Consider the following 26,382-nt stretch of genomic DNA (forward strand, 5'->3'; position numbering starts at 1 on the left):
AGATCTGCACTGTCTGTATCTAGAATAGCACCAAGTACAACGTGGGAAGCCGTGACAAAAACATGGTCTACACGATCAAGCTGGTCAAACATGGTTCTTACACTAGTTTCATCTGCAACTTCCACTTCAAAAGACCGCACACCAATTCCAATGGTTTTAACGGCTGTATTAAGTTTCTCCTGTGAACGACCTGCTATGACAACATGAGCTCCTTGATCGTGAACAGCTTTTGCAGTAGAGAGCCCTATACCTGAGCTTCCTCCAATAATGACCACTACTTTACCTGTAAGCATCTTTTCATCTCACTCCCATATGTTATTTGGTACTAGAATCAGGTGCTAATTTTAAATTAATCTTATTCTCATACCAGGCACGTGTCAATAAATTTATATGATATCAGAAGGAGCTTTATAACAAGGAGGAAGGTCACAATGATTAGATCTGTAGAAAGTAAGAATCCCATTCGGAGTCAGATCAGTTCCATCATTCTTTGGTCCAGAAATCTGGAAAAGTCGGCAGAGCAATACAGCAGGCTGTTTAACCTCTCGAGCGAGTAGCAGGATCGTTTCGGTCACATGCATATCCTGCATCTGCCGAACGGAACGGACGTTATGATCGATTCCAACGGAATGGACAATGTTCCAATTCCAGATAAAGCGCCACCGCTTTGCTTTGTGCCCGCTGATGATATAGATGAAGCGGCAGCTTTAATAGAAAGTTTGGGATTCCAAATCATTTATGGTGGGATCATCCGGAATGAGTTTGTATCTTTCTTCAACATGCGTGATGATGACTTCAATGTGATTACAGTATGCCAAAACCATAAATGAAGATTGGAACGATTACGGCGAAAAACTTAATATTGAGCTACAGTAGTTGATTATTTAATTACCTAAAAATGACCGAACGAGAATATTCTTGCTCGGTCATTTTGTGATCACCTCCCCTTCAAAGAAGGGACTGAAGGAAAGACTTCACTATTGGGTTACCATGCTATTCAATTTATAATTACAATTAGGTAAGCAAAATACCCCCATCAACAGAAATAACAGTTCCCGTAGAATATTTATTATTCATAAGATACAAAGCTGCTTCAGCGATATCTTGGGGTTCTCCCATTCGCTTTACAGGCAATGTTCTCGTTAGGTGATCTATGACAGCTGTTCGTTTCTCACCAAAAAAAGTATCGAGTAAAGGCGTATCGATCGCACCTGCGCTGATGGTGTTGACTCGAATAGGAGAAAGTTCAACAGCTAATGTTCTACCTAAAGATTCTACAGCTGCACCCGATGCTGCCGCGACAGCACCCCCAGGAGAAGGCTTCCAAGTGGAAGTTCCCGACATAAAAGTAATTGATCCTCCATCGTTCATCTTTGGCACAGCATGTTTGGCGGCAAAATACGAGCCCCAGAACCTGCTGTCTAATGTAGATTTCAGATCTGCACTGTCTGTATCTAGAATAGCACCAAGTACAACGTGGGAAGCCGTGACAAAAACATGGTCTACACGATCAAGCTGGTCAAACATGGTTCTTACACTAGTTTCATCTGCAACTTCCACTTCAAAAGACCGCACACCAATTCCAATGGTTTTAACGGCTGTATTAAGTTTCTCCTGTGAACGACCTGCTATGACAACATGAGCTCCTTGATCGTGAACAGCTTTTGCAGTAGAGAGCCCTATACCTGAGCTTCCTCCAATAATGACCACTACTTTACCTGTAAGCATCTTTTCATCTCACTCCCATATGTTATTTGGTACTAGAATCAGGTGCTAATTTTAAATTAATCTTATTCTCATACCAGGCACGTGTCAATAAATTTATATGATATCAGAAGGAGCTTTATAACAAGGAGGAAGGTCACAATGATTAGATCTGTAGAAAGTAAGAATCCCATTCGGAGTCAGATCAGTTCCATCATTCTTTTGGTCCAGAAATCTGGATAAGTCGGCAGAGCAATACAGCAGGCTGTTTAAACTCTCAAGCGAGCAGGAGGAGCGTTTCGGTCACATGCATATCCTGCATTTGCCGAACGGAACGGACGTTATGATTGATTCCAACGGAATGGATAATGTAATTACGGTATGCCAAAACCATAAATGAGAAGGGATTAAGGAGGAGTTGCCAGAAAGTCATTAAGATGACTTTTGACTTTTCGAAAATATCTTGAACGGTAATGGATGAAAAAGTCTTAGTCGTCAGCAGTTCCATAAATGCATGGGTAATATCGCGTTTTGTCCGTATATTCGAATTTGTGCTCGTAAATTTAGCTCAAATCGTGCAAAATCAAAATAGGCTTCTCATAAGTTCGTATTGAGCTTGATGAGAAGTCTATTTTATTTTTTCTCGTTATCACATAATCCATGTTTCAAAAAAATCATAAACCGGTTTGTATACGACAATCATCCAATCCATTGGGGTGGGGATCCATATATGGAGGGCTTCCGCAATACTTAATGCGGTCCCGAACAACAGAAGGACGGAAAACGCCCATAGCTCTTTTATCAATTGTCCTCTCAGAAGTCGGGGTACTTCCACTGCAATGATTACAATGACAACTGCAAGTATCCCTATAATCGCTAGCATAACATGACCCCACTTCATTAAAGTTTCATTTCAAGACGTTGAAGCTTTGCCTGATATAATAGACCCCGAGCAATAACAAAGGCAGAATGACCGCAAAGGTTAAGTCGAAAAACGGCCAGTACTGCGAAACCAGTATTCCAAAATAGGTCGTATTCGGAACAATAATCGAAGCAAGTGCGATGATGATCACGATTAAAGGAAAAATTAATACCCGATATTCAGAGAGTTTTAACAAATGTGCCAACCCTAGATTGACGATGTAAATATTTAAAACAATTTTAAAGAAAGTAGTTAGAATCCACATAATCGCTAAAATGATTTCAACCCGTTCCAAAAAGCTGCCGATACGCACCTTCATAGCTAGGGTATAACTGGAATACGTGCTTCTCGCAGTCAGATCTGGTCCAAGAACAAGGATGGAAATAACGATTAGGATAACTAATGTAATTCCTCCAATCAATGCACCTTGTATAAAGCCTTTCTGTATCTTATTAGGATGTTTAACATAAGGAAATATCATCAGAAAACCGACCAGTTCCATAAAAGAAAAGGCAGTAAAGGTAAGTGACCCGTGGATTACAGGCCGTAGTCCATTCTCAAGAAACGGCTTTATATTATCAATTTTGATTTCTGAAAGCAAAAAAACAATGAATATGAGGAAAAGAAACATGACCCAGGGAAAGAAAATTTCCCCTATACGTCCAATAACCTCAAGCCCCAGCTGTACTGCCATTGTAAAAACACATGACCATAAGATTAGAATAGCTTGGATTGGAGTCTCGGGCATGATTTCAGTGACTATAAAATCCCCCGTTTCCCTTATATGCGTAACCGCAGAGAGAAAGGGGTAGGTTAGGAATACGAACGATACGATTGTACCAACCCATTTGCCAAAGATTTGCTGAATAGATTCAATCAAATTTAATTGAGGATAGAGCTTACCTACCTTGCAGAATAGTGATATGATCACCAAACCTACTGCAAGTCCAATTAGTGCAGATATCCATCCATCTTGTTTGGCTGCAGAAACAGTTATCGCAGGTAATACCAAAATCGAATCACCGATTGTAATGAGCGCCACTAGGAGAATAAATTGGCGATTGCTAATTATTCCTTTCTCAAGAATCGTCTCCCCCCCCTTTCGATTTGTTCATCTGTTCCAGAAATGAGTTGTTTACATTTCCCGTATACTGAAATTTATGAGTTACCTTTGCGGTTACTGGAATACTTTTGAAAGTTTGATCCCAGTTTTTCTTTAGTTTTTTCCATTCTTTAGGATTTGAACGATGAATGACCTCACCAAATCCAAAAATATCAACTTGGTATTTGTCTTGTACTCTTTTAATATTGTCTTCAATGTATTTTTCTAACTTCTTATTTATCATTTCTTCCAATTTCGTAATCATTTCTGTCTTTGTCAGATCAAGCCCACATTGGTCCTCCCCTACATTCACTTCATGCCGTAAATCGATATGGATCCGTGGTTGTCCATCGATTATGCTGCCTTTGACTTTGGTCTTAGCGCGAATGACTTCGACCGTCAATATTCCGTCCCCTTGCGGACAGGTTACTGTACCAGTCGTACTTTTAAGCTTGTTAATAACCATCGTGTATGTGGCGCTTTCATCTTCGCTGAGCCAGCCAATTAGCTTATCACCCTTAAATACTGCCATTCCAGAATAGATTAGTTTCACAGGGGGATTGATGTTTTCCACATTTTTCTTGGCTCCGTTAGTGTCTTGTTGTCCCACGATCCGAAGACCTGTAAGTACGGGCTGAGTTCCTTCGCTTACGAGCTCGGATATTAGCTTATCCAATGTAACCGTCGTCGTAGGTGCCCATACTCTTTCTGATACCTTCAACGTTGAGTACAATTTGTAGGCGGGAATTTTATCAAGGTGAGACAATACGCTTAGCGTATTCTCTGCACTCGTTTGTCTTGCAACAACAATAAAAAAGTCTTGACGCATTTCAGGGTCCCTTGATAGGAAATCCAACACTTTGCCAATTCCTTCACGAGCCAATGACTCGCCAAAGACCAGTATGCGAAGATGGGACACATAAATTTTTCGTGAGCTAACCGTTGTTATTTTACGAAGAGCTTCAAATATGGTTCTTCCTGTTGCTTGTTTCAAGACTACTGGCGTCGAGATGCCTCCTTTTTTGCCTGCGACTTCATTCGGCACCACGATTTGCACGGAAACCTTGTATTGATCTCCAACTTTATCAATCCCCATACCTACAGCAATAGCCAGCGCATTCAATTCCCTGCTGTTCCAGCAACCACTTACAAATATCAGCAAGGTGACCATTAAGCAAAGCAAGGATCTTTTTAGCATAGCAAGTCAACCACCCGTATTATTCCGCGGTGGTTCAGGGGGATTATTGCGTCCGCGGATTCTATTATGCTGCGTGCCAAGCCAAGGACGGGTAGACATTGTCCAACGGGGGAGCCGGAAAATCGTATCCTTGTGTTCCTCGAGGTTGAAAGGAGCAAAAGGGCTCAAATACGGAATCCCAAAAGTACGCAGGCTGCACAAATGAAGAGTAATCATAATGATGGCGATGATAATTCCAAAAAAGCCGAAGGAAGCGGCAAGCGCCATTATGGGGAAACGGAGTATTCTAAGCGACATGGACATGTCGAAGGCTGGAAGTACAAAACTGCAAATAGCCGTGATCGAGACGACAACCACCATGGCAGCGGAAATAATTCCCGCCTCAACCGCCGCGGTACCAATCACCAATGTTCCCACAATGGAGACTGCTTGGGCTACGGCCTTGGGCATTCTTAAACCGGCCTCACGCAATATTTCAAATGTCACTTCCATCCCGAGCGCTTCGATGAACGCAGGAATCGGAACCCCTTCCCGTTGAGCAGCCAAACTGATTAACAAATCTGAGGGTAGCATTTCCTGATGAAATGTGGTGATGGCGATATATAGGGATGGTGCCAGCAAAGTAATAACAATAGAGAGAAAACGAAGCATACGGATAAGTGTGCTAATGTCTGAACGTTGATAATAATCCTCTGCTGCATGTACGAAGGAGATAAGCAATGCCGGGACAATCAAAACAATCGGTGTCCCATCTACCAAAATAGCAACTTTCCCCTCCAGAAGTTCAGCGGCAATTACATCCGGACGTTCTGAATGATAGATCGTTGGAAAAGGTGTGTACGTTTCATCCTGTATCAACTCCTCGATATAACCGCTTTCCAATATTCCGTCGATATCGATTCGATCCAAGCGTGTGTGCACTTCTTCCACAATTTTGTTATTTACAATACCGTTGATATACATAATCCCTACATCGGTTTTCGTTACTTTGCCGATTTGTTTGGTTTCCAGCCAAAGATTAGGGTTTTTTATTTTTCGACGGATTAATGAGGTATTGGTTCGCAAGCTTTCGCTAAAACCTTCCTTTGGTCCTCGAATGACGGTTTCTGTAGTAGATTCTGCTACACCACGATCCTTCCATCCACGCATACCGATGGTGATGCCTTGTGCATATCCATCCAATAAGAGAATGACATCTCCTGATAGCAGAGATGTAAACAAAGAATCGAACTCTGTTACATCTTTAACCTCTCCGGCTATAAGGATCTGATTTTTCAAGATATGGAAGGCTTGATCCTGTGACGATATCATTTGCTCTAGTTGGTTAGCCGAGATAGGAGCCATGAGTGAATCTAGAATAAAGTCCTGAACAGACTTGGTATCTGTCAATCCGTCTGTATAGAGAATGGCTGCTTGAATCTGATTTACGGTTCCAATCTGAATTTCTCTGAACACAATGTCGCTGCTGTTTCCAAGCTTATTGGTAATGTATTGGATATTTTCCTGGAGGCTTGATTGCAGTAATTCACCTTGGGATGCCGTGCATTGACTCTGTTCGGGGGTAGAGTGGGAATATGTTGCTTTCTTTAATAATCTGTTGAGATACCCCATCTATTGTGATCCCTCTCTTGTTCTAAAATATGGGCTAGATGTTATTGTCCCCCTTAATGGATTACATATACCAATTTTTTCGACCAGTTATTGCTCAAAAACGACCGATTGTCGAAAATTCATTTACAGGAGGTTCGATCCTTTTTATAGTTAGATCGAGTGAAAGGGATGTGATGAAGTGAAATGTGAAGTGTCAATTGATCCAGCTTATAAAGAACCGAAAATCATCATCCTGACGGATAAAATGACAGACGAGATATCGGAGATGATGAAGCGACTATCGGAAACCTATATGGATTCAATAGCTGTTTTTTCAGATAGAGGTGTCGAAATTATTGAGTGTAAGGATGTCGTCAGAATCTATGCGGAAAAACAGAAGGTACTGATCCAAACGGTGTCGGGTATCTATACCGTTCGCTCGCGGTTATATGAATTGGAAGAGAAACTAGACAGTAAGATTTTCGTTCGTATTTCAAATTCAGAGATCGTTAACAGTAAAAAAATTACGAGCATGGATATAAGCATGACGGGAACCATTGGTGTTTTATTAACGGGGAATATCAAAACATATACTTCCAGGCGCTATGTTTCAAAAATAAAGAAACTGTTCGGAATATGAGGTGATAGTATCATGAAGCATTTACTTAGACGAGTTGTTGGTGGATTTGTCATCGGTGTGATGATCGGACAAATTGTCCAAATTCTGATTTCGCTTAAATGGGGACAAGGGAAATATATGCCCGTTGTGGTTCATTTTCGCTCCTTCTTTGATAGTGAGATGACCGCAGTTATCCTGCAAAACCTGTTAACAGGGATTATTGGTGTCACATTTGCTACAAGTGCGCTTATTTTTGGGATTGTAAAGTGGAGTCCATTGAAACAGTACATCGTTCATTTTTGCATAACGGCATTTGTCTGGATTCCAATCGTGATGCTGCTTTGGATGCCCACAACGTCAATCAGCATACTGATATTTTTCATAAACTTTCTTGGAACATATGTGATTACATGGGTTATTCAATACCAGATTTCCAAGAATGACATTAAACAAATCAATGCTGCGATTAGGTCAAAGCAATTAGAAGGGAGATGTGAGGAATAAATGGCCATTGCGATTACCAATCTAACGAAACAATTTAATGAACGCATAGCTGTCGATCATCTTACGCTGACGATTGATCAGGGAGAATTCTTTGCACTCTTAGGACAGAATGCTGCTGGGAAAACAACAACGATCAAAATGCTTAGTTGCTTGTTAACACCTTCAAGTGGCGATGCCCTGATGTCAGGAGATAGTATTGTAGCGAATCCTACGGCAGTCAAACAGAAAATAAACATTTCACCCCAAGAAACTGCGGTAGCTCCGAATCTCTCTGTAAAGGAAAATTTAGAATTTATTGCGAGAATTTATGGGGGCAATAAGCTTGAGGCAAAGCACAAAGCTGTGGATATGATGACGAAGTTTGGACTTGCGGAGCGGGCACAAAGTAAAGCCAAGACATTGTCAGGCGGGTTGCAGCGTCGACTAAGTATTGCGATGGCACTCATTTCAGATCCCCAAATCATCTTTTTAGATGAACCAACACTCGGACTTGATATTCGTGCCAGACGTGATCTGTGGAAGATTTTACTTGAATTAAAGGGTAAAATCACGATTGTTCTAACGACGCACTATCTAGAAGAAGTAGAAGCGCTTGCTGATCGCGTCGGCATTATGCATAGTGGCAAGTTACATGCACTTGGAACGATTGATGAGTTAAAAGAAAATACGGGACAATCTTCATTAGAAGATATCTTCCTTACACTAACGGAGGAGGTCTGATTATGAAATATTTAGCATTTGCATCGCGTAATCATAAAGAGATTTTACGAGATCCTCTGACGCTCCTTTTGGGAATGGGTCTCCCCATTATTATGATGTATCTGTTTTCAATCATGCAGAAAAATATGCCATTTGATCTCTATAGCATAGAGAGCTTAACGCCAGGCGTGATCGTTTTCAGTTTTTCTTTCATTACCTTATTTTCAGGGATGCTGATTGGCAAGGATAAAAGCAGTTCGTTTTTAATGCGGATCTTTGCTTCTCCTTTGTCTGCGTCTGATTATATTGTTGGGTATGCTTTTCCCTTATTACCGATTGCCATTCTTCAAATTGTCGTTTGCTTTATTTCTGCGTCCTTCTTAGGCTTATCTATTAATGTGAATATACTAGTTGCCATTATTGTACTTATGATCATTGCAATGCTTTATATTGGATTTGGTCTGCTACTTGGTACATATTTTACAGACAAGCAAGTGGGTGGTATTTTTGCAATCTTTGTTAATCTGACGACATGGTTAAGTGGCACGTGGTTTAAGCTGGACATGATTGGTGGTGCGTTCAAAACAATCGGTTATGCATTGCCATTTGCTCATGCGGTTGATGCTACACGTTTTGCTTTATCTGGTGAATACGGCGAACTTATTATTCCTTTATTATGGGTTGTTGGCTACACGATTCTGATTTTTGTAGTTGCAGTTACGGGGTTCAAGAGGAAGATGAAGAGCTAGATTAGCAAGGAATATAAGAATACAACGTCGAATAGGAAGAATATGGGATAATTAACCTGAAACGAGAAGGAGTGTAAGTATGGGGACTTTAGGGTCGAGGAATGTCAATGTTATTACCTTGTTCGTCGAGGATCTGAAAGAAGCGATTTCGTTTTATCAAGAGGTCTTTGGTCTTTCAGTCGTTTTTGAAGACAATGATTCAGCAGTATTCAATTTCGGAAATATGAGCATTAATCTGCTGAAAACTTCTGAGGCGCAAGAGCTCATCGATCCTGCTACGGTCGCAAGTCGTGAGGCAGGGGCACGCTTCCAGTTCACAATTGGTGTGGACGATGTGGATGCAGTATGCAGCGAATTGAAGACACGTGGCGTTGCGCTTCTTAACGGTCCAATAAACCGTCCGTGGGGAGTACGAACCGCCAGCTTCACTGATCCAGGAGGGCATATCTGGGAGATCGCGCAGCAATTGACTTTATAAGTAACTGGTCAGAATAGAGATTGCAAATACAATTAATCCGATTCTTAACAGCCATGATTTAAAAAGTCTTCTTAGAGCATTATCCTGTTGTCCAATTACATCACTTTTGTTATCAATTGGAACTCCATCGTATCCTGTGATTGGTTTAGGCCCAGCTGAAACATTTGAGATGACGGAAATAACAATTAATCCTAAAGCAACAAAAAATAAAATATCGGAAACAGTTTTCAAATATAACACCAGCCTTCGTAGTAGTCTGATTATTTAATCTACTCAACTACCATGGTATCATAAGATCACTTTTATAAAAAGTGACGAAGTATGCATGGGCAAAGGGCTCAATTACGCGGAGCCCATAACATAATGGAGACTCCGACGATACAAATTAAGGCACCGATCCAGTCGTATAGATCAGGTGTCTTTTTGTCGACTAACCATCCCCATAGGACAGCAAGGACTATAAATACACCTCCGTATGCGGCGTATACTCTACCAAATGTAGGGAAGCTTTGAAAGGTCGGGATTATGCCATAAGCTATGAGAATCAAACTGCCAATAATTCCATACCACATAGGTTTAGCTTCTCTCAGCCATAACCAGACCAAATAGCCTCCTCCAATTTCTGCAACTCCAGCTAGTATGAATAAAACGATGGTAATGAACAGTGTAATCACTCCTTATGCTATCTAGTGGATTATAGACCACGAATTATTATATCTTATCATTAAGGATTTTTATAATGAATTGGAATGGAGGACTGCCCTGTGGGAACAGTTCGTATACCTGATCTGTCATCAAGACCGTTTCATTTGAAGACTGAACGTATGATGGAAGCCGCGCCAGAAGTGCTTTATAAGGCATGGACACAATTATTTGATCATTGGTTCGCAGCACCTGGGAGTGTTATTATGCAAGGGGAAGTGAATTCGGTCTTTTTCTTTGAAACTGAGTTTGAAGGAAGACGTCATCCCCACTACGGACGATTCTTGCGACTTGAAGAGGAACGTCTGATAGAACTAACATGGGTGACAGGGGCTGGTGGAACGAAAGGAGCCGAGACGATTGTTACCATTGAACTTGAACCTAATGGAACAGGTACATACTTATGTCTCACACATGCGGGCTTTCCCGATGAGGAATCGAGGGACGGGCATACGCAAGCTTGGCCATTCGTGCTGGAACAGTTAGATAATCGAATGAAGGAGATAGGACAATGAGCAAACGTTATCAAATTACAAGAGCATTACAGGAAAATAATACAGAGAAATCCATATCATTAGAGGAGTGTAAGCAGTATTTTGAAACTCAGCCTGATTTCACTTATACGACGGTATTTCGAGTAAAAGGTGAGGAAGCTACGATGGCTATTGATGGCGATTTCTTTATGTGGAGCTATGGAGAGGTATTGATTCCATTTCGATATTATGAAGGCGATATTTATGTATCTGGCGCCAATGACGCTGTCATCCCAAGAATGATGGAGATTGCAGGCGATTTGGCTGCGGATATAGTAGAGGGGTAAGGCGCTAGGCAAGGCGAAACAGTGGTAAAATGATTGGAATTTCTAAATTAATATGGATATAATTAATAGGTAAGCCATTAATTAGTGAATTTAATTCATGTGCAAATTGAGAGGAGAAGATCGCATGTATAGAACAGTTAGTGATTTTCTAGGTGAATGGGATCGTGCAGTTCAAGGGACTACAGCAGTTCTTAAATCAATGACCGATGATAAATTAGGTCAAGCTATCGTTGAAGGGCATAACACCCTAGGCTGGTTAGGCTGGCACTTGTCTGGCAGTCTCCTATTCTTTAGCGGTCAAGCAGGACTTACGATTGCGCCGATCGGCAATCTGAAAATCGTGCCAACGCATGCAAGCGAGATCGTTGATACATATGTGCAAATGGCGGAAAGCTTCAAACAAGCAGTAGAAGAGAATTTGACCGACGAGAAAATGGTTGAATTGGTCGATAGCTTTGGTGGACAGATGCCTCGCGGGGCGATCCTAAGATTTTTGATGGATCATCAAACTCATCACCGCGGTCAAATGATGGTTCTTCTTCGTCAAGCAGGCTTGCCTGTTCCTGGCGTTATGGGACCAACCAAAGAAGGTAATTAAGCAGTTAGCTTCATATCCTTTTGCTTGGGCATAGCTCTTAGCAGTTTAAATGATAGGATGGCTGAGATGAAGATGAGAATTGCGCTTAATATATAGACGTTTCGTACACCTAAATAATCGGCTATAAATCCCATCAGCGCGATGGATATGCCTGTGCTACTAGAAAGAATGATACTATGAGAAGCATATACTTTTGTAAGCTGACCACTCGGGATATTCATTTGAAAAGCAGTTTGCTGAGCAACATCTCTTATCTGATACGCGGGTCCCATTGCGATACATAGCAGCAGTGCCAGAATTGGTGAACTGGTCAGACCGTATATTAAGGTGAAAATACTGAATAATAGCGATCCAATTCCCATGCTGATGATCAGATGCTTTTGAATGTATTTAGCAATTAACAAGATTAAGAATCCACCCGCTATCGTGCCGATATAATAGCTTGAATTGATGAAGCCCCACCATTGTTCTTCTTGGTGCAGGGCTTCTTTGACGTAGACAAGCGTAATTGCCCCGATCCAGACAGAGCCTGCAATTCCCTCAATTACGTCCATTGTCGTCACGATTCGAAGCGTAGGATTGCGCCAGATGAGCAGCCAACCTTCTTTCATTACACCTAGTTTGGACTGATTCTTAGAAGAAGATGCCTCTTTATTTTCCTGATCAAATCCTTTGGATGCCATATAGAGACAGAATAGGGCAACCCAGAACAGCCCCATATTGAATGCTAATACAGGAGAATGCCCTAGATGAATAACAGCAAATGCTGTGAAGGAATAACCCGCAATTTCGGCAGATTGTGTGGCGATGGATAGAACACTGTTGCCTTTGACAAGTTGATGAGCAGGTACGAGCTTAGGAGTCGCGGATTGCAGCAATGGATTCCCCCATCCCTCCATGAATGAAATGAGCATCACCAATATTAGAAGCAATATGATATTCGAAGTTATGATTGTGAAACCAAGGAATAATGCCGTTAGGAAAATTGCCTTGACCAACTGCAAATGCACAAATAGCTTCCGATAAGCAAACTTATTGTATAAGAAGGGTGAAGTAAAACCAGCAATCAGATTGATCATAACTTTGAGCAGAGGAAATAATGCAGAAATGAGTGCAGAATTCGTTTTTTGATATATAAACGTTGTAATAACCATGATGTAAATAACATTAGCCAGTGCAATGCTCGTTCTAGCGAACCATAAATTCAGAAAAGGGGATGTCCACATAACTCCTCCAAGATTAAAGAATAAACTTATTATACATAAATATATAAAATATTTAAATAATATCTTACAAGAAGAACTATCGAAAAATATTTTCGATAGTTTTTTATTATTTTGCTTTACAATATCTTAAATTTAAGGTAATATCATAATATAGCCGCTTACGATAAATAAGTAAATTTCAATTAATTATTAATTTGTTTAAGGATTAATTGGGCTTACTTAAGCAAAAGATTAATAAATACAATATATTTGATCTGGAGGATGAGATTTATGTCTAAATTAAACATCGGTATTATTCTAGGAAGTACGCGTGAAGGTCGTTTAAGCCCTCAAGTGGGTGAATGGATTAAGAAGATCGCTGATCAACGCGGCGATGCTAATTATGAAATCGTGGATATTGCTGACTATAAACTTCCGTTTTTTGGAGAAGCAGATGCTTCTGAACAAGCAGCAGCATGGAATGCTAAGCTTGCAGGCTTAGACGGTTTCGTATTCATCGTTCAAGAATATAACCACAGCATTACAGCAGCGCTTAAGAACGCACTTGATTATGCTCGTGAAACTTGGAATAACAAAGCAGCAGGTATCGTAAGTTACGGTTCCGTTGGCGGCGCACGTGCTGCTGAACATTTACGTGGAATCTTAGGTGAATTGTCTGTCGCAGACGTTCGTGTACACCCAGCATTGTCGTTATTCACTGATTTCGAGAACGGTGCTGTGTTCAAACCAGCTGATCTACACCTGACTAACGTAAATGGTATGCTTGACCAAGTTATTTCTTGGAGTGGCGCACTTAAAACAATCCGTTAATTACAACAGCAAGAGTCGCTAAACAAAAAACTCTGCCTTGAGGGCAGAGTTTTTTGTTTTATATTTACTGTATAGGAACTAATATTTCACACAAATGATTATCAATCATTTGAGATGTATATCTTTCTATAATTGGCTGTTCTCTGATTAATAAATTGTTTTTTTCTATCTCAGAAAAAATATTGCCCCAAAATTCACTTACTGCCTCTTTTGTATGGTCAAGCACGAAAACAGCATATTTCCCACCAGTAAATTGACCAACATGAGCTGGCTTTGCCACATTAAAATCTTTATTAATAACAATGCAAACATCATAACGACATTCCTCTTTAGGAGTAACCTCTGGATTATCCTGTGGTATACCTAAAATTGTAGAATTATCAAATATACCATTCAACTGTGCCCATTTTTTAAAAGATTCCATTAGTTCTTTGTTTTGCTTTTCACCATACTCTCTAACGTTTCGGAAATAAGCAATCCTTGATTCAGCTAATTCTTCAATAGTTATTTTCATATTTTATTCCTCCTTTCTTAGATAAGGTAATATGATATAAAATGTTTCTCAAGCTCATTTTTAAAAGAAATTGGGACGTGATAAACAAAGGGTGTATACTGGATAATAAAACAGATAACGGAGAGATCATCATGAGCAAATATCGGACTTTATTATTTGATGTTGACGATACATTGCTAGACTTTGAGGCGGCAGAGGACTTGGCGCTGCGCCTGTTGTTTGAGGAGCATCATATTCCCCTAACACCTGAAATTAAGGCTAATTATCAAAGGATCAATCAAGGTCTATGGCGTTCCTTTGAAGAAGGTAAGCTAGCACGTGATCAAGTGATAAACACGCGGTTCTCGAATCTGTTCAGAGAATACGGTCATGAGGTTGATGGCATTCTGATGGATGAGAAGTATCGCAGTTATTTGGAACAAGGGGGTCAGCTAATCGATGGGGCCTTGGAGCTGATCACGGACCTTGAACATCAATATGATGTTTATATTGTGACCAATGGCGTATCCAAAACGCAATATAGTCGCTTACGCGTCGCAGGCTTACATTCATTAGTGAAGGATATTTTCGTATCGGAAGCTACGGGTTACCAGAAGCCGATGAAAGAATATTTTGACTATGTATTCGCACGAATTCCGAACTTTGATGTGAAGCAAGCATTAATCATTGGAGATTCCTTAAGCGCAGACATCAAAGGCGGTAACTTAGCAGGTTTGGATACCTGCTGGTTCAATCCTCGTATGAAGGTCAATAACACAGATATCAAGCCAACTTACGAAATTAAGAAGCTGGATGAATTGTATGGGATTTTGAATTCAATTTAATTATTTATTTTATTGTTAGTATCAAAGATCAAGAAATATTAAGGAGATGGTTTTTTGAAAAAAACTATCTGTAATATCTTAATTTTTTTATCAATTAATATAATTGTAACTGGTTGTTTCTCAAGTAATAAGAACACCGTTATTAACGAATTATTATCAAAGGAAAAGATACTTATGCAGGATATCTATTTTGGAATCTTGACTCTGATTTAAACGAACTAACGACAGAATCACTAAAAGTAATTAACTCTGATCAGGTGATGGAATCAATTCATTTTAGTAATTTTGAGATCATTAGTATGAATGATAAAACAAAAAATAATTATGTTAATGAATTCGATATTAATAAAAGTCCAACATTATTAATTTTTGATACCGAAAAACTGGTTTTGCAGACAAATGAGCTAAATGATTTATATAAGTTAGCAGATACCCTTATTAAGGAAAAGAAGAACTAATAGCTAATAACATGATGTAAAGTATTCAAAGAATCTCCTTCGCATCCTTAGGCAGTTCTCTAACATGCTTAAGATACTGCGTCATCCTAGCATCGTCTTCGATTGGATAAGTGAACGAACCGTATTCAGCCACATCTTGAGCCAACGTTCTGAATAGATCACAAGTGGTGACAATGGAGTCCCACATCTGCTCATAATGGCTGCCCGAATAGGTTCGTTCGTATAATTCCCAATAGGATGGCGGAAGGTATCTTTTGAAATACTTATTCATTTTGCCTGTGGAGATTTGATAATCATGCTTCATCCCGATCCACCACGCAATCATCTGATTTAGCTCCGATTTGGAAGTCTCTTCAAACATTTGCTTGGCATACGGCAGTTCGTCACGCCAGATTCCTTTGGCAACGTTCTGGAGACACCACCAGAAATCATTGGTACAGCTTATGTATGAAGGTTCCGTAGGCCTAGACACATGATAATCGACATCTGTAGCTTTAGGCAGCGGAGTCAGGCAGTTATCCTTATCCAGCAGCGGTATGGTTAGCTTGTCCTGACCATATTCCTCCTTCATGGTATCAAGAGATTGAAGTGTTAGATCGATCCGATTGCCATCTGTAAATAACATCAAATAAGCATAAGTACGTTCGAAATTCACCTTTCTACCCAAACCTTGATCTAGTCGATCAGGCTCTTGAATCATAATTAAATCCCCAAATTCAGCAATCCATTCTTGATCCTGGATGAATGAAGCTGTCTCTGTAACCACATAAACAATATCGTAGTCTTGGAAAATGTCTTTTGGCACGGTAGGATTCGTTCTTGAACCGTTCATGTAGACTGCCCGAATTCGTTCATCTTGCTCGGCTATCCCTAAGATGAGCTTCATCATTTCTTCCTCTTTTCTCAATTCAACACCTTCTCCTAATAACATTGGATTCTTATCCATATATTAACACATTCCAGCGATACTCGTTCAAATCCTAGAATCTTGTGCCATATATAATAAGGTTGGTTTTAGATTAATTTCATTCAATATCATGCACAATAATGAATAAAGCTGAAGTCCATACGCCTAATTTACATTGAAATATTGAATAACAATGAATATAATTGAAGAGCATGAATTATAGCAAATTTCGTATAGGGATGTGGCCATATGAGATGGTTAGAGGTTAAGCAGACATCGAATATTAGCGGACATGTATCTATTCCTGGTTCCAAGAACAGTAGTTTAGCATTACTGCCTGCAGCTATGCTTACTTCAGATAAAGTGATTATCGATGGAATACCTGATATATATGATGTAAGAGTGATTAGGAAGATTGCGGAATCGATCGGTGTAGAGATGCATTTGGACAGTGGGGAATCTTGCGTCATTAACGCTGCCAATGTAGAGAATGCCGAGCTGCCGATTGCTATGACATCGTCTTTTAGAGCTTCCTATTATTTTGTTGGGGCGCTGCTGCATAAGTGTAAGAGCGTGACTTTAGGTTACCCGGGAGGGGACAATTTTGTTGATAGACCGATTGATCAGCATATGAAGGTTTTTAGAAGCTTTGGAGCTGAAATCATTCAAGGTCATGATCGGTACACAGTGATCGCTGATAAATTAAGCGGCTGTGAGATTTACTTTGATATGATTACTTCCGGGGCAACGATGAATGCGGTTTTACTCGCTGTGCTAGCTGAAGGGACAACTAAACTACGCAATGCTGCAACAGATCCAGAAGTGGTCGATTTGTGCAACATGCTGAATTTAATGGGAGCCCAGATTGCTGGCGCTGGAACGGACGTCATCCGAATTCAAGGGGTAAAGAAGCTGCATGGCTGCACTTATAAAGTAATTCCAGATCGGCTCATTGCGAGTGCATTTCTCATGACGGTCGGTTTGACCAAAGGAACCATCACTGTTCATAACGTTATACCCGAACATATGAAATCCTGTTTGTACAAGCTCCAAGAAGTTGGAATCGAGATTGATGTTAAGGAAGATTCCATCACAGCTTCATGTAAGGGAATAATTCGAGCGACTAGAGTAAGGACGGGAATGTATCCCATCTTTTATACCGATATTCAGCAGCCGATGACGAGCTTGTTATTAATGGCCGAAGGCAAAAGTATCATCACTGATCCGGTTTATCCACACCGATTCTCACATGTTCCTGAGTTAAATAAACTCGGCGCCGATATTAAAGTGCGAAGTGGAACGGCACTAATTAAAGGTGGGAACATGCTGTATGGCGGTATTGTTCATGCGACTGATGTTAGAGCAGGAACATGCTTGATCATGGCAGGTCTAGCTGCTGAAGGCGTTACCCGAATCACAGGTATTGAACATGTTGAAAGAGGATATGCCGATATCGTTCGATTATATGAGAGTGCTGGAATATCGATTCGCAAATGTGAAGGCGACCTACATAGAACAATAGCAGATGATTGTGAGTTCACGCCAACTGCATAAGCGAACCTTGGAAGAAGCTTGGGATTAAACGGAGGTTATGGTGTGGTACAGGAAGAGTCGGGAATGTTTGCCGAGGAACGACGAGAGAAGATTCTTGCGTTATTGAATGAAGAGAATCGGGTAGTAGTAAAAGATTTAGCGGAGCGGTTCCAGATTTCAATTGATTCCATCCGAAGAGACCTGACGATCATGGAACAGAAGGGTTTGCTCAAAAAGACGCATGGCGGTGCGATTCCACCAATGAAGGTGCGGCAGCCGCGCACGCCGTCAGAGCGTAGACTTTGGCGGGGCAATGCGATTGGCAAGGCAATTGCTAAGGTTGCAGTTTCCTATCTAAGACCCAATGACACGGTATACATAGGGACGAGCACGTTGTCTTATGTCTTATTGCAGTTCTTGCCTGATCAAATGCCGCTTACGATTGTTACGAACAGCATCCAAGTTGCGGATGCACTTAAGGAACGGGAATGGATTGAAACTTACTTGATCGGCGGTCGGGTGAAGCGTTCCGGCGGTATGACAGATGTACTGGCACATGAATTTGTCCGACAGTTTAAGTTCGATATCAGTTTTATTGGAGGGGGTGGAATGTCGGAGAACGGCATTTATGTTACCACTCCTGAGGTAGCGGCTTTCATCCGCACGGTCTCCTCTCTATCACGTAGAAAAATTGGAATCATCACGTATCATTATGTCGGCAATGAAGGCTTTGCGAATGCGGGACGGATCGAAGATTTGGATGCTCTAATTACGAACGAAGATGCAGATCCAGAAGCGATTGAGCTCATTCGTGAGCGAGGGGTTAATGTGATATTAACGAAGGTTGAGCAAAGTGATGAGGAATAGTTAACGGCAGGAATTATTTAGGTAAAAGGAGTATCTCGACTATCATTCAAAATGATTTTCAGGATACTCTAACATTTTATGACAATTTATCTAAATATTCAGCCGGGTTTATTTATAAAAGGGCAATCGGTTCCATTTCCGACAGTGGTTGGATTAAAATCTATTCTTCATTTGACCGATATAGTATTCTGAATATATTCTGAATATTCCACGAATCAAAACGAAAAATAGAACTTTGAAGGTGTGCATGATCATCGGATATGACAAGATATTGAAAGAATATATAACAGTTCCCCCTATAGAGCTTGAGGTTTTCTTCGAACTCTCTGTGATGTTGACTGAAATGGTGTACCGCGAGCATCAACGGAATGCGGTGATCGGGTGTCTTAGCCCTGTTCATATAAGCATTCAATGGGAGAATAAGATGGCGCACCTGACCGAGTTCACGGAAGGAGATGCGACTTACCAGTCTCCCGAGCAGTCGGGGCGGATTAATCGTGTGCCGGATGGGCGTAGCGATCTATACGCATTGGGTGTCATCCTCTATGAGCTGTTGACCGGACGAATGCCTTTTTTCCCTAATAGCGAAGAGGACTGGGCTGCCGTGCATATTAATCGAACGCCGATGCCAATATCCAACATCCACCCGGATGGGGACGGACCGTTGCAAGCCGTTCTAATGAAGCTGCTGGCCAAATCGCCAGATGACCGTTATCAGAGCGCCTATGGGTTGCTTGACGATCTGAAGCAGTGCCTAGGGATATTGAATAGCGACGGTTTGCTGACGCCATTTGAAGCGGGTCGTTTGGACAGAATTCGATCGTTGCAACTATCCGATTCGTGGTATGGACGTAGCTCTGCGGTAAATCAACTGGAAGCAGGATTTGAACAGGCTGTTCAAGGTCTGAACGCATTCCGATGGGTGACGGGTCGGGAGGGCGTCGGCAAAACGACACTCGTCCGCGGGTTCCAATCGAGCGTTATTTGGCGTGGGGGCTCATTCGTGGAGGGGAACTGCGAACCCTTACAGCAAGCTGCGCAGTATGAGCCTTTTCTTCAAGCGATACGGCAATGGGTGTATCAGCTGTGGAGCGAACCTGCGGACGTCATTGCGAAACTGAAGGCTAAGCTACAAGCCGAGTTCGCACAAGAAGCGTTGACGATCGTCTCCTTATGGCCTGAAGCCAAGCCGCTTTTCGGATGCGAAACAGAGGAGAGGTCGGTTCCGGACGATGAGATGGCTTGGGAGCGTTTCGGAAAGCTGCTGCCGGGCTTGCTTCGTTGCATGGCCGAATGCAAACCTCCGCTAGTTGTGTTCATCGACAATCTGGAATGGGCAGACGAATATACCCATACCATAATTCAGTCGCTTGCGCGGGAGGAAACGGTGCCAGGGTTATTCCTGATCGGCGTATGCCAGACAGACGGAGAGATTGCTTCCGTATTGGGGGAGGGGAATCCGGGTCAAGTGCCAGGAGTTCCATGGTTAGCCGAAAGACTTCACGCCAATCCGGAGGAGCATGTAGCCCTCCAGCCAATGGCGTATGAAGACGTAAGGCAGTATGTCTCACATATTCTACATGAGGAATCGGCTCGTATTCGTCTGTTAGCCCGATCCGTCTATGATCAGACGGGCGGCAACCCTCATACGATAAGACTCTTGTTGGAAAGCTGGCTGAAGGAGAAAAGGCTTAGTTTCAACGAGAAACGGCGTCAATGGGCATGGAACCCGGAAGTCATTCGTCAGATGAGCGACTCAGAAGCCAATCTCCATCTGATGGAGGAGGGCTTTGCTAAGCTCCCGATCGATCGAAAGGAGCTTCTGGGCATGGCTGCAGCGATCGGTTCGGCTTTTCGCTTGTCGATCCTTGCTGAAGCATGCGACTTGGCGTCGGATGTCGTGTTCCGCGGGCTTCAAGAGGTAGAGTCGGCAGGCATGATCTACCGGGAGGATGAGGCGGAGTGCGAGAACGGAGAGGAAAGCATCTACCTGTTCGCGCATGATGCAGTCCATCGAATGGCGTATGCCTTCGATTCGGGACACAACGCGGATCGGCACCGTAAGATAGGTCAGCTGCTGCAGCGCCGTTCTCCGGACTGGAGCGACGATACGATGCTGGCTGCGATCGATCATTTGAATCTGGCCGTCACGATCATGTCGGAGCAAGAGAAGCGTCAACTGGCCGAGCATAATCTACAAGTGGGACAGAAGGCATTGGCTGAAGGGCGCTATGCCAAAGGGAAACAATACGCCGAGAACGGGCTGCTTCTGACGGGGGAAGAAAGGAAGATCGAATCGGGATCGCTCGATTTTGAACTGCGGTTGGCACTGGCATGGTTGGAGTATATGAACGGCCATCTCGAACGGGCAAGAGAGCTATTGCAGGATCTGAACAAAGATGTCGGGAAGCTGAGCCGGGCGGAGTCTTTGCGGATTTGGGCACCCTTGATCCAATTCCACGTGTTTGTGGACGATGAGAAGGCAATCCGATACGGTAGAGAGGCTTTAGCGGCTTATGGTTGGAAGCTTCGAGAGAAGCCTTCCCTATTGTCCATAGCCAAGGAAGTCATGCAGACGCAACTCTTTTTGTACCGAAAGCGCGGTTCGCTCCCTCCGCTGCCTGACCCTCTCGATGAAGAGTATGAAACATTATGCGGGCTGATGGCGCAGCTTTTTTTTCCGTTGCTTATGCACGATCCGGGAGCATTGATTGAACTGTATGCCCGGTTTATTCGTTACGGACTTCGGAAAGGGGTGAACATGCCGCTTGCCGTCATGATCGGCGCGTACGAGCTGATCTTGCAAAGGGTGCTTCCGAACTTTGCGCAAGCACCTCCGATCGCCGATCGGGCTTTCTTGCAAATCGCGAACGCCTCTGCGTTCGGGAACCGTTATATGTTCACTTTCGTGGGCGGGATGTCCAAGCAATTGGACAAGCCTATGGAAGCTTCCGATGCGCTGTACAAGGCAATGCGCCAAGGATTGGAATCCGGGGATAAAGACTTTGCCAACCTGGCCATAATTACCTGTCTCGTTACCTATAACGGAGATCTGTATGCATTAAAGGAGCTGCTCCGTTATTTTGCGGCACATATGCAGCAGAACGCCAACGCAAAAATACTGGACATGGTGCGGATTGCCGGAGGTTATGTAGCGGCGCTCCAAGACGAGCTTCAGACGGACATCTTCATTGCCATTCCGCAGGATCCGGACGGCGATTTGGAGCAGCCGGATGAGGATAATTACAGCTGCGGTTGCAGGCTTGAAGCGGCGTACTTGTCTGGCAAGTACCGGGAGGCGTTATACTGGGCGAAGCGAGGAAGGACCAATGAACTGCCACTCGATTGGACGCGAATCCGGAAGCAACGCTTGTATGAAACCTTATCGTTAGCCGCCTTATTCCCCGAGTCGAACGCGAAAGAACGCAAGCGGATTCGACAAGTGGTCCGCGCGCAATTGCGCAGGATGAAGAGCTGGCGTGGATTTCTCGGCTATCGGACTTCCGCGTATCTGCTGATGAGGGCGGAATGGGAACGAATAGCCGGGAACACGCTGGACGCAGTACGTGAGTATACGGCCGCGATTAAACAAGCGCGAGTCGAGAAATACAGCTTAATGGAAGGAATCGCTTGCGAACGACTTGCGATCTGTTACCGCAATGATATGATCAGCCGATCCGGGGCGACGATCGCCATGATGGACGCCTGCGCAGCTTATGCCGACTGGGGCGTCACTTCCAAAGTGACGCATATCAGAAGCCGACATGCCGAGCTGTTGAATCAAGCTTTCAAGCGGTACGAAGGGCCGATCTTGGAGGGTAAAATCGAAAGCGATCATACCCGTATCGATTTGCCACGGCAAAACGAACCGATGGAAAACAGGGGTTCGAAGAGTGAGGACGAAGAATATGAGCTTGTTCGACGGATCATCAATAGTACCGGTAAGCCTAACTGGTCGGTAAGCCTCCTTGAGGCGGGGCTTCGAGAAGCGGGAGCTGATAGGGGCTTCTTGCTAAGCTACCGAGATGACCGATTCATCATCGAAGCAGGCGGTTCGGACATAACGGAGAAGGAAGCGACAGGGTTATATGCAGAGAGCGTCTTGCGCCATACGACGATGACGAACGAACCGCTTATCCTCCATGACGCGATTCAGAGCTATTGGGTCAAGGATGCTTATATCGAGGCACAGCGCCCCCGATCAATCCTGTGCCTGCCGATCGCAGTTCCGGGAGAGCGTGCATCCTTTGTGCTCTACTTGGAAAATCGACAGATACCGGACGTATTTACGGATCGGGACGCGAAGGTGCTGGAGATTCTAGCGACGAGAATGATCTATATCAAGCTGCTAGAAGACGAAGCGGCGGCTACGCTGGCGACGAACCTATCGGAAGGTCTCGCTTCATCCGTTCCAAGATCCGTTCAAACGGAATTGACCGAGCCGCTGACAGAGCGGGAAATCGAAATTTTGATGGCAATCGCGGAAGGGTTGTCGAATAGAGATATTGCAGAGCGATTCAGCATTGCCGAATCAACGGTCAAGACGCATGTGTCCAGAATCATCGGCAAGCTGGGCGTGAAGCGGCGCGGACAAGCCGTCGTCCGGGCGAGGGAACTGCAATTAATAGATTAACAAGAGGGAAGCGTGCCTTAATGGCTGCTTCCTTTTTCTATGATAGGAACCTAAGACCAATATAGGATATGAAAAATAAATATGGTATTCTGAACTCATAACTTCATTTCAATAAGGAGTTGACTGATGATGCCATCCGCATCGCCTAAATTGCCAATAACGGATGCTGAAAGAACGAAGCTGCGAGCATGCAAATGGAAACTTAAAGATATCGCCTATAAATCAGTGGAAGAGCTATCACTTCATTTGGAGATCTCGAAGGATAGGGCAAAGTACTTGAGGGCGCTAGCTATTTTTCAGTCGATTCCTTCTATTGGTCCGATTATTGCGCAAGCTGTCGTTGAACTAGGCTATTATTCACTGGAAGATCTTGAACAGGTGTCGGGAGTGGAATTAATCGATCGTTTGGAGGAGTTCTATGGTTACTGGCATGATCCTTGCGTAGAAGACGCGATGCGCTGCATTACCTACCATGCCAAGCATCCGGGAAGTAATCAGAGCTGGTTCGACTTTACAGATGAGAGAAAAAAGTATCGTGCCGAGCATGGTTATCCGGCGACCAGACCGACGCTTGCGTGGCATGAGGTTAAATCAAAAGGGGAATCATCATTTGCACGTACTTACCCAAGAAAATAGCTTATACCAAGAAATTACCGTATATGAATCGAATGAATTGTATGGAGAGACCGGCAGATTCCGCTGCCTGCAATTTGCTGATGATGCTGTGCAAGGGGCAATGGATCTTAGAGACCGTAATCATATTGTACTGGAATATCCGCGTGTGATGATTCATCTCATGGAGAAGAACAATTCGTTTTTTGAGAGGGCTTTGATCATCGGTCATGGGATTGGGACGATTGCTAGCCAATATCCGAGCAAATCGATTACAGTAGCTGAGCTGGATGCGAAGGTAGTGGAGCTTAGCCGAGTATGGTTTGATTATCAGCTCGATAATGTTGTGGTAGGTGACGGGCGCGAAGTCCTTTCGGAAATAGAAGCAGATAGCCTGGATTATATTCTTGTCGATGCCTTTACCAAAGAGGGGACTCCGTCTCGTTTAACCTCGGTGGAGTTCTTTCAGCTTGCTCTGGTAAAATTGAACGCTAGTGGAGCCATTCTGCTTAACGTAACCGGCAGATTAAAGAATGATCGACTCATTAATGCGATTTACTCAACACTTGGTGAAATGGTTCCGTATACGAAAGCTTGGGCATTACCTGCTAAGGATGTCTCGGATATTCGTAATATCGTCATGATGGGGAGCCGTCATACGATCCAGTGTGAGCCGAAGCAGATGGAAGGGTTTTGTGAAATTGAATTAGTCCCAGGTCATATTATCCGAGATAAATAGCTGCTAGTATTAGACTAACCCCCGTAATAGAAACAACGGCAGCCATGGACGAGAAAATAAAGTCCTAGACTGCCGCTGCATTCAAAGCTCTTTTACAAAGCGATAACCAGTTATCTTGTATCCTAAATCCTGATAAAATTGATGGGCTTCTGCTTTTCGCCCAAAACCACTGATGAAGTATGTACCCTTGCATCCTAATTCTTTCGCAAGGTGTTCTGCAAAATCCATAAGTTGTCTTCCAATTCCATGTCGCTTTGCCGATGATCTAACTACAATTATACAAATTTCCCCATAACGACTTACTTCACGAATATTTTCTCTTATTCTAAATACAAGAGTTGCTTGAATCTCCGAATTTTTTTCATAAACAAAAATTGTATCTGTGCTGCTTTCTTCTACCATTTTTAGTCGATTATACATATCTTCTTGAGAGATAGGTTTACCACTCATTTCTTCCATCAGGTGTGAAAGAACAGTAATATCACTTTTTTTTGCTTTCCGAATGACATGGGTCATATGCATACACCTCAATTGTTTTATGCAATGAAAATATATCCCACTAAATGGAACATCTTTACAATAACACATATCACCAATATATTCCATATATCCTTTCGAAAAACTACCCGATAGCGAAACGCGGCTACCAATCGAGCTGGCAGCCGCATCTTAATTATTTTGAGATCCTGAGCATTTTCGTTTAAAACGTATTATATATATCTTCACATTCTTCCGCGCTCGGTTCATAAAAACAGTGCTTCTTCCATCGTCCTGCAAGCGGCTGATTATACCAAGTTTCCGGACATGGTCCGGGATTTTCGAACGTTCCTGGTCGGAAATACCATAGGGCGAATTTGGCTGGCCAACTCCGCTCCCCATTCACAGCCCGTTGCGCCAGACGGCGTTCCCTCTCTCTTGCGTTTTGATAGTACATACCATGTTGTAATGCTTCGAACGCATGCGGCTGGTTGATCATTTGGGGAATTGTCCGGATATCTTTAAAATCGGAGCAATCCACTCTTATTCGGTTAATGCCAACATTTCCAACATGGAGCATGCCCTGTTCGCCTTCGGTCTCAGCTTCAGCTCGAAGCAACCTTGCCAACATATTTATATCCTGTTCCCTGGCTTTTACGACTCCCATTAGCTCACCTCTTTATATTCCTAGACTCATCATATTATAGGCGAAGCGGATGTGTTACTCTGAAGTTCAAACTTGAAATGCGTCACTATTATCATGAAGAAGGTATTAGGAGATACAATTACACCCAAGGGATTATTACAGATAGTGATAATAATCCCATCGACATGGTTTGGGTAAAGATCTTTTGCACATTCAATATCCCCATATTGTTCTTTATTTTCAATTTAGTTCCACTAAGAATTTATCTTTAAACGGTCAAATTCTAAGGATACGTGAGCATTTAAGAGAAAAGCGTTTTTCCATAGAGGGAGAATAGTTTAAGGTCATTCGCGTTGGACCGTATCATAAGTAACTGCAAACCAATTACGGATAGAAGCGTATTGATACTGTTCATCTCATTTCTTAGTAGATTTAAAGATAATAAATCTTG

Annotated in this window: 30 protein-coding genes; 18 read left to right on the plus strand and 12 right to left on the minus strand. The window is 42.8% G+C overall.

What is annotated here, in order from left to right:
• On the minus strand, positions 1–293 hold a 293-nt coding region (locus tag E0485_RS20195), incomplete at its 3' end, for an SDR family oxidoreductase (protein WP_132419885.1).
• Positions 294–431: 138 nt separating this feature from the next.
• On the opposite strand from E0485_RS20195, the gene E0485_RS25745 reads away from it, so the two are divergent.
• Positions 432–557 carry a hypothetical protein gene (locus E0485_RS25745; RefSeq protein WP_268957619.1) on the plus strand — a complete coding sequence of 42 codons (126 nt, stop codon included), beginning with the start codon at positions 432–434 and terminating at the stop codon, positions 555–557.
• A gap of 18 nt (positions 558–575) precedes the next feature.
• Entirely contained in the window at positions 576–830 is a 255-nt protein-coding gene (locus E0485_RS20200) for a VOC family protein (protein WP_132419886.1), read from the plus strand.
• A 184-nt stretch (positions 831–1,014) separates the two neighbouring features.
• Here E0485_RS20200 and E0485_RS20205 read toward each other — a convergent pair whose 3' ends face one another.
• The 4 genes from E0485_RS20205 to E0485_RS20225 form a co-directional block, all read right to left on the minus strand.
• Entirely contained in the window at positions 1,015–1,728 is a 714-nt protein-coding gene (locus tag E0485_RS20205) for an SDR family oxidoreductase (RefSeq protein ID WP_132419887.1), read from the minus strand.
• A gap of 884 nt (positions 1,729–2,612) precedes the next feature.
• On the minus strand, positions 2,613–3,713 hold the full coding sequence (locus E0485_RS20215; protein WP_132419889.1) for a GerAB/ArcD/ProY family transporter: 1,101 nt from the start codon (positions 3,711–3,713) through the stop codon (positions 2,613–2,615).
• Positions 3,706–4,926: a Ger(x)C family spore germination protein gene (locus tag E0485_RS20220; protein WP_132419890.1), complete on the minus strand. Its 1,221-nt coding sequence runs from the start codon at positions 4,924–4,926 to the stop codon at positions 3,706–3,708. The genes E0485_RS20215 and E0485_RS20220 overlap by 8 nt, the downstream gene beginning before the upstream one ends.
• A 6-nt stretch (positions 4,927–4,932) precedes the next feature.
• A complete protein-coding gene (locus E0485_RS20225; protein ID WP_132419891.1) occupies positions 4,933–6,537 on the minus strand; it encodes a spore germination protein in 1,605 nt (534 codons plus the stop codon).
• 178 nt (positions 6,538–6,715) lie between these two features.
• Between E0485_RS20225 and E0485_RS20230 the strand changes: the two genes are divergently transcribed.
• The 5 genes from E0485_RS20230 to E0485_RS20250 all read left to right on the plus strand — a co-directional run bounded on the left by E0485_RS20230 (position 6,716) and on the right by E0485_RS20250 (position 9,565).
• Positions 6,716–7,156, plus strand: a complete 441-nt coding sequence (locus E0485_RS20230; RefSeq protein WP_132419892.1) for a LytTR family DNA-binding domain-containing protein — start codon at positions 6,716–6,718, stop codon at positions 7,154–7,156.
• A gap of 12 nt (positions 7,157–7,168) precedes the next feature.
• Positions 7,169–7,639, plus strand: coding sequence for a DUF3021 domain-containing protein (locus E0485_RS20235; RefSeq protein WP_132419893.1), 471 nt, complete (start codon positions 7,169–7,171; stop codon positions 7,637–7,639).
• Complete coding sequence (locus E0485_RS20240) at positions 7,640–8,359, plus strand: ABC transporter ATP-binding protein (RefSeq protein WP_132419894.1); 720 nt, start codon at positions 7,640–7,642, stop codon at positions 8,357–8,359.
• Positions 8,360–8,361: 2 nt separating this feature from the next.
• Positions 8,362–9,087: an ABC transporter permease gene (locus E0485_RS20245; protein ID WP_132419895.1), complete on the plus strand. Its 726-nt coding sequence runs from the start codon at positions 8,362–8,364 to the stop codon at positions 9,085–9,087.
• 79 nt (positions 9,088–9,166) lie between these two features.
• Positions 9,167–9,565 carry a VOC family protein gene (locus E0485_RS20250; protein ID WP_132419896.1) on the plus strand — a complete coding sequence of 133 codons (399 nt, stop codon included), beginning with the start codon at positions 9,167–9,169 and terminating at the stop codon, positions 9,563–9,565.
• Here E0485_RS20250 and E0485_RS20255 read toward each other — a convergent pair.
• Both E0485_RS20255 and E0485_RS20260 read right to left on the minus strand, forming a co-directional pair.
• A complete protein-coding gene (locus E0485_RS20255) occupies positions 9,560–9,796 on the minus strand; it encodes a hypothetical protein (RefSeq protein WP_132419897.1) in 237 nt (78 codons plus the stop codon). The genes E0485_RS20250 and E0485_RS20255 overlap by 6 nt on opposite strands.
• 107 nt (positions 9,797–9,903) lie before the next feature.
• A complete protein-coding gene (locus E0485_RS20260; RefSeq protein ID WP_132419921.1) occupies positions 9,904–10,230 on the minus strand; it encodes a YnfA family protein in 327 nt (108 codons plus the stop codon).
• 162 nt (positions 10,231–10,392) lie between these two features.
• Here E0485_RS20260 and E0485_RS20265 point away from each other — a divergent pair, with 162 nt between their 5' ends.
• The 3 genes from E0485_RS20265 to E0485_RS20275 all read left to right on the plus strand — a co-directional run bounded on the left by E0485_RS20265 (position 10,393) and on the right by E0485_RS20275 (position 11,685).
• Positions 10,393–10,782, plus strand: a complete 390-nt coding sequence (locus E0485_RS20265) for an SRPBCC family protein (RefSeq protein ID WP_207911026.1) — start codon at positions 10,393–10,395, stop codon at positions 10,780–10,782.
• Complete coding sequence (locus E0485_RS20270) at positions 10,779–11,087, plus strand: hypothetical protein (RefSeq protein ID WP_132419899.1); 309 nt, start codon at positions 10,779–10,781, stop codon at positions 11,085–11,087. The genes E0485_RS20265 and E0485_RS20270 overlap by 4 nt, the downstream gene beginning before the upstream one ends.
• A gap of 124 nt (positions 11,088–11,211) precedes the next feature.
• Complete coding sequence (locus E0485_RS20275) at positions 11,212–11,685, plus strand: DinB family protein (RefSeq protein ID WP_132419900.1); 474 nt, start codon at positions 11,212–11,214, stop codon at positions 11,683–11,685.
• On the opposite strand, the gene E0485_RS20280 is transcribed toward E0485_RS20275, so the two are convergent.
• On the minus strand, positions 11,682–12,911 hold the full coding sequence (locus E0485_RS20280; protein ID WP_132419901.1) for an MFS transporter: 1,230 nt from the start codon (positions 12,909–12,911) through the stop codon (positions 11,682–11,684). The two genes, E0485_RS20275 and E0485_RS20280, sit on opposite strands and share 4 nt — an antisense overlap.
• A 270-nt stretch (positions 12,912–13,181) precedes the next feature.
• Between E0485_RS20280 and E0485_RS20285 the strand changes: the two genes are divergently transcribed.
• Complete coding sequence (locus tag E0485_RS20285; protein ID WP_132419902.1) at positions 13,182–13,721, plus strand: NADPH-dependent FMN reductase; 540 nt, start codon at positions 13,182–13,184, stop codon at positions 13,719–13,721.
• Positions 13,722–13,785: 64 nt separating this feature from the next.
• Here the strand turns inward: E0485_RS20285 and E0485_RS20290 are convergent, their stop codons facing one another.
• Positions 13,786–14,235: an AraC family transcriptional regulator gene (locus tag E0485_RS20290; protein WP_132419903.1), complete on the minus strand. Its 450-nt coding sequence runs from the start codon at positions 14,233–14,235 to the stop codon at positions 13,786–13,788.
• A 131-nt stretch (positions 14,236–14,366) separates the two neighbouring features.
• Here E0485_RS20290 and E0485_RS20295 point away from each other — a divergent pair, with 131 nt between their 5' ends.
• Complete coding sequence (locus tag E0485_RS20295; RefSeq protein ID WP_132419904.1) at positions 14,367–15,059, plus strand: YjjG family noncanonical pyrimidine nucleotidase; 693 nt, start codon at positions 14,367–14,369, stop codon at positions 15,057–15,059.
• 299 nt (positions 15,060–15,358) lie between these two features.
• Complete coding sequence (locus tag E0485_RS25200; RefSeq protein ID WP_165921241.1) at positions 15,359–15,517, plus strand: hypothetical protein; 159 nt, start codon at positions 15,359–15,361, stop codon at positions 15,515–15,517.
• Positions 15,518–15,542: 25 nt separating this feature from the next.
• Here E0485_RS25200 and E0485_RS20300 read toward each other — a convergent pair whose 3' ends face one another.
• Positions 15,543–16,424, minus strand: a complete 882-nt coding sequence (locus E0485_RS20300) for an aminoglycoside 6-adenylyltransferase (RefSeq protein WP_132419905.1) — start codon at positions 16,422–16,424, stop codon at positions 15,543–15,545.
• Between the two features lie 249 nt (positions 16,425–16,673).
• Here E0485_RS20300 and murA point away from each other — a divergent pair, with 249 nt between their 5' ends.
• The 5 genes from murA to E0485_RS20325 all read left to right on the plus strand — a co-directional run bounded on the left by murA (position 16,674) and on the right by E0485_RS20325 (position 24,808).
• Positions 16,674–17,978 (plus strand): UDP-N-acetylglucosamine 1-carboxyvinyltransferase, encoded by a 1,305-nt coding sequence (gene murA, locus E0485_RS20305; RefSeq protein ID WP_132419906.1) that lies wholly within the window; start codon positions 16,674–16,676, stop codon positions 17,976–17,978.
• A 42-nt stretch (positions 17,979–18,020) separates the two neighbouring features.
• Positions 18,021–18,824, plus strand: coding sequence for a DeoR/GlpR family DNA-binding transcription regulator (locus tag E0485_RS20310; protein WP_132419907.1), 804 nt, complete (start codon positions 18,021–18,023; stop codon positions 18,822–18,824).
• Positions 18,825–19,071: 247 nt separating this feature from the next.
• Entirely contained in the window at positions 19,072–23,457 is a 4,386-nt protein-coding gene (locus E0485_RS20315) for a helix-turn-helix transcriptional regulator (RefSeq protein ID WP_132419908.1), read from the plus strand.
• Between the two features lie 126 nt (positions 23,458–23,583).
• On the plus strand, positions 23,584–24,093 hold the full coding sequence (locus tag E0485_RS20320) for a helix-hairpin-helix domain-containing protein (RefSeq protein WP_328591330.1): 510 nt from the start codon (positions 23,584–23,586) through the stop codon (positions 24,091–24,093).
• Entirely contained in the window at positions 24,068–24,808 is a 741-nt protein-coding gene (locus E0485_RS20325; RefSeq protein ID WP_235857651.1) for a spermidine synthase, read from the plus strand. Before E0485_RS20320 ends, E0485_RS20325 begins: the two co-directional genes overlap by 26 nt.
• 81 nt (positions 24,809–24,889) lie before the next feature.
• Here E0485_RS20325 and E0485_RS20330 read toward each other — a convergent pair whose 3' ends face one another.
• Positions 24,890–25,324, minus strand: coding sequence for a GNAT family N-acetyltransferase (locus E0485_RS20330; RefSeq protein WP_132419910.1), 435 nt, complete (start codon positions 25,322–25,324; stop codon positions 24,890–24,892).
• Between the two features lie 184 nt (positions 25,325–25,508).
• Complete coding sequence (locus E0485_RS20335) at positions 25,509–25,952, minus strand: cell wall hydrolase (protein ID WP_132419911.1); 444 nt, start codon at positions 25,950–25,952, stop codon at positions 25,509–25,511.
• Between the last annotated feature and the right edge of the window lie 430 nt (positions 25,953–26,382).

Origin of the sequence: Paenibacillus albiflavus, assembly GCF_004344915.1 — a bacterium.
GTDB classification, from domain to species: Bacteria; Bacillota; Bacilli; order Paenibacillales; family NBRC-103111; genus Paenibacillus_AM; species Paenibacillus_AM albiflavus.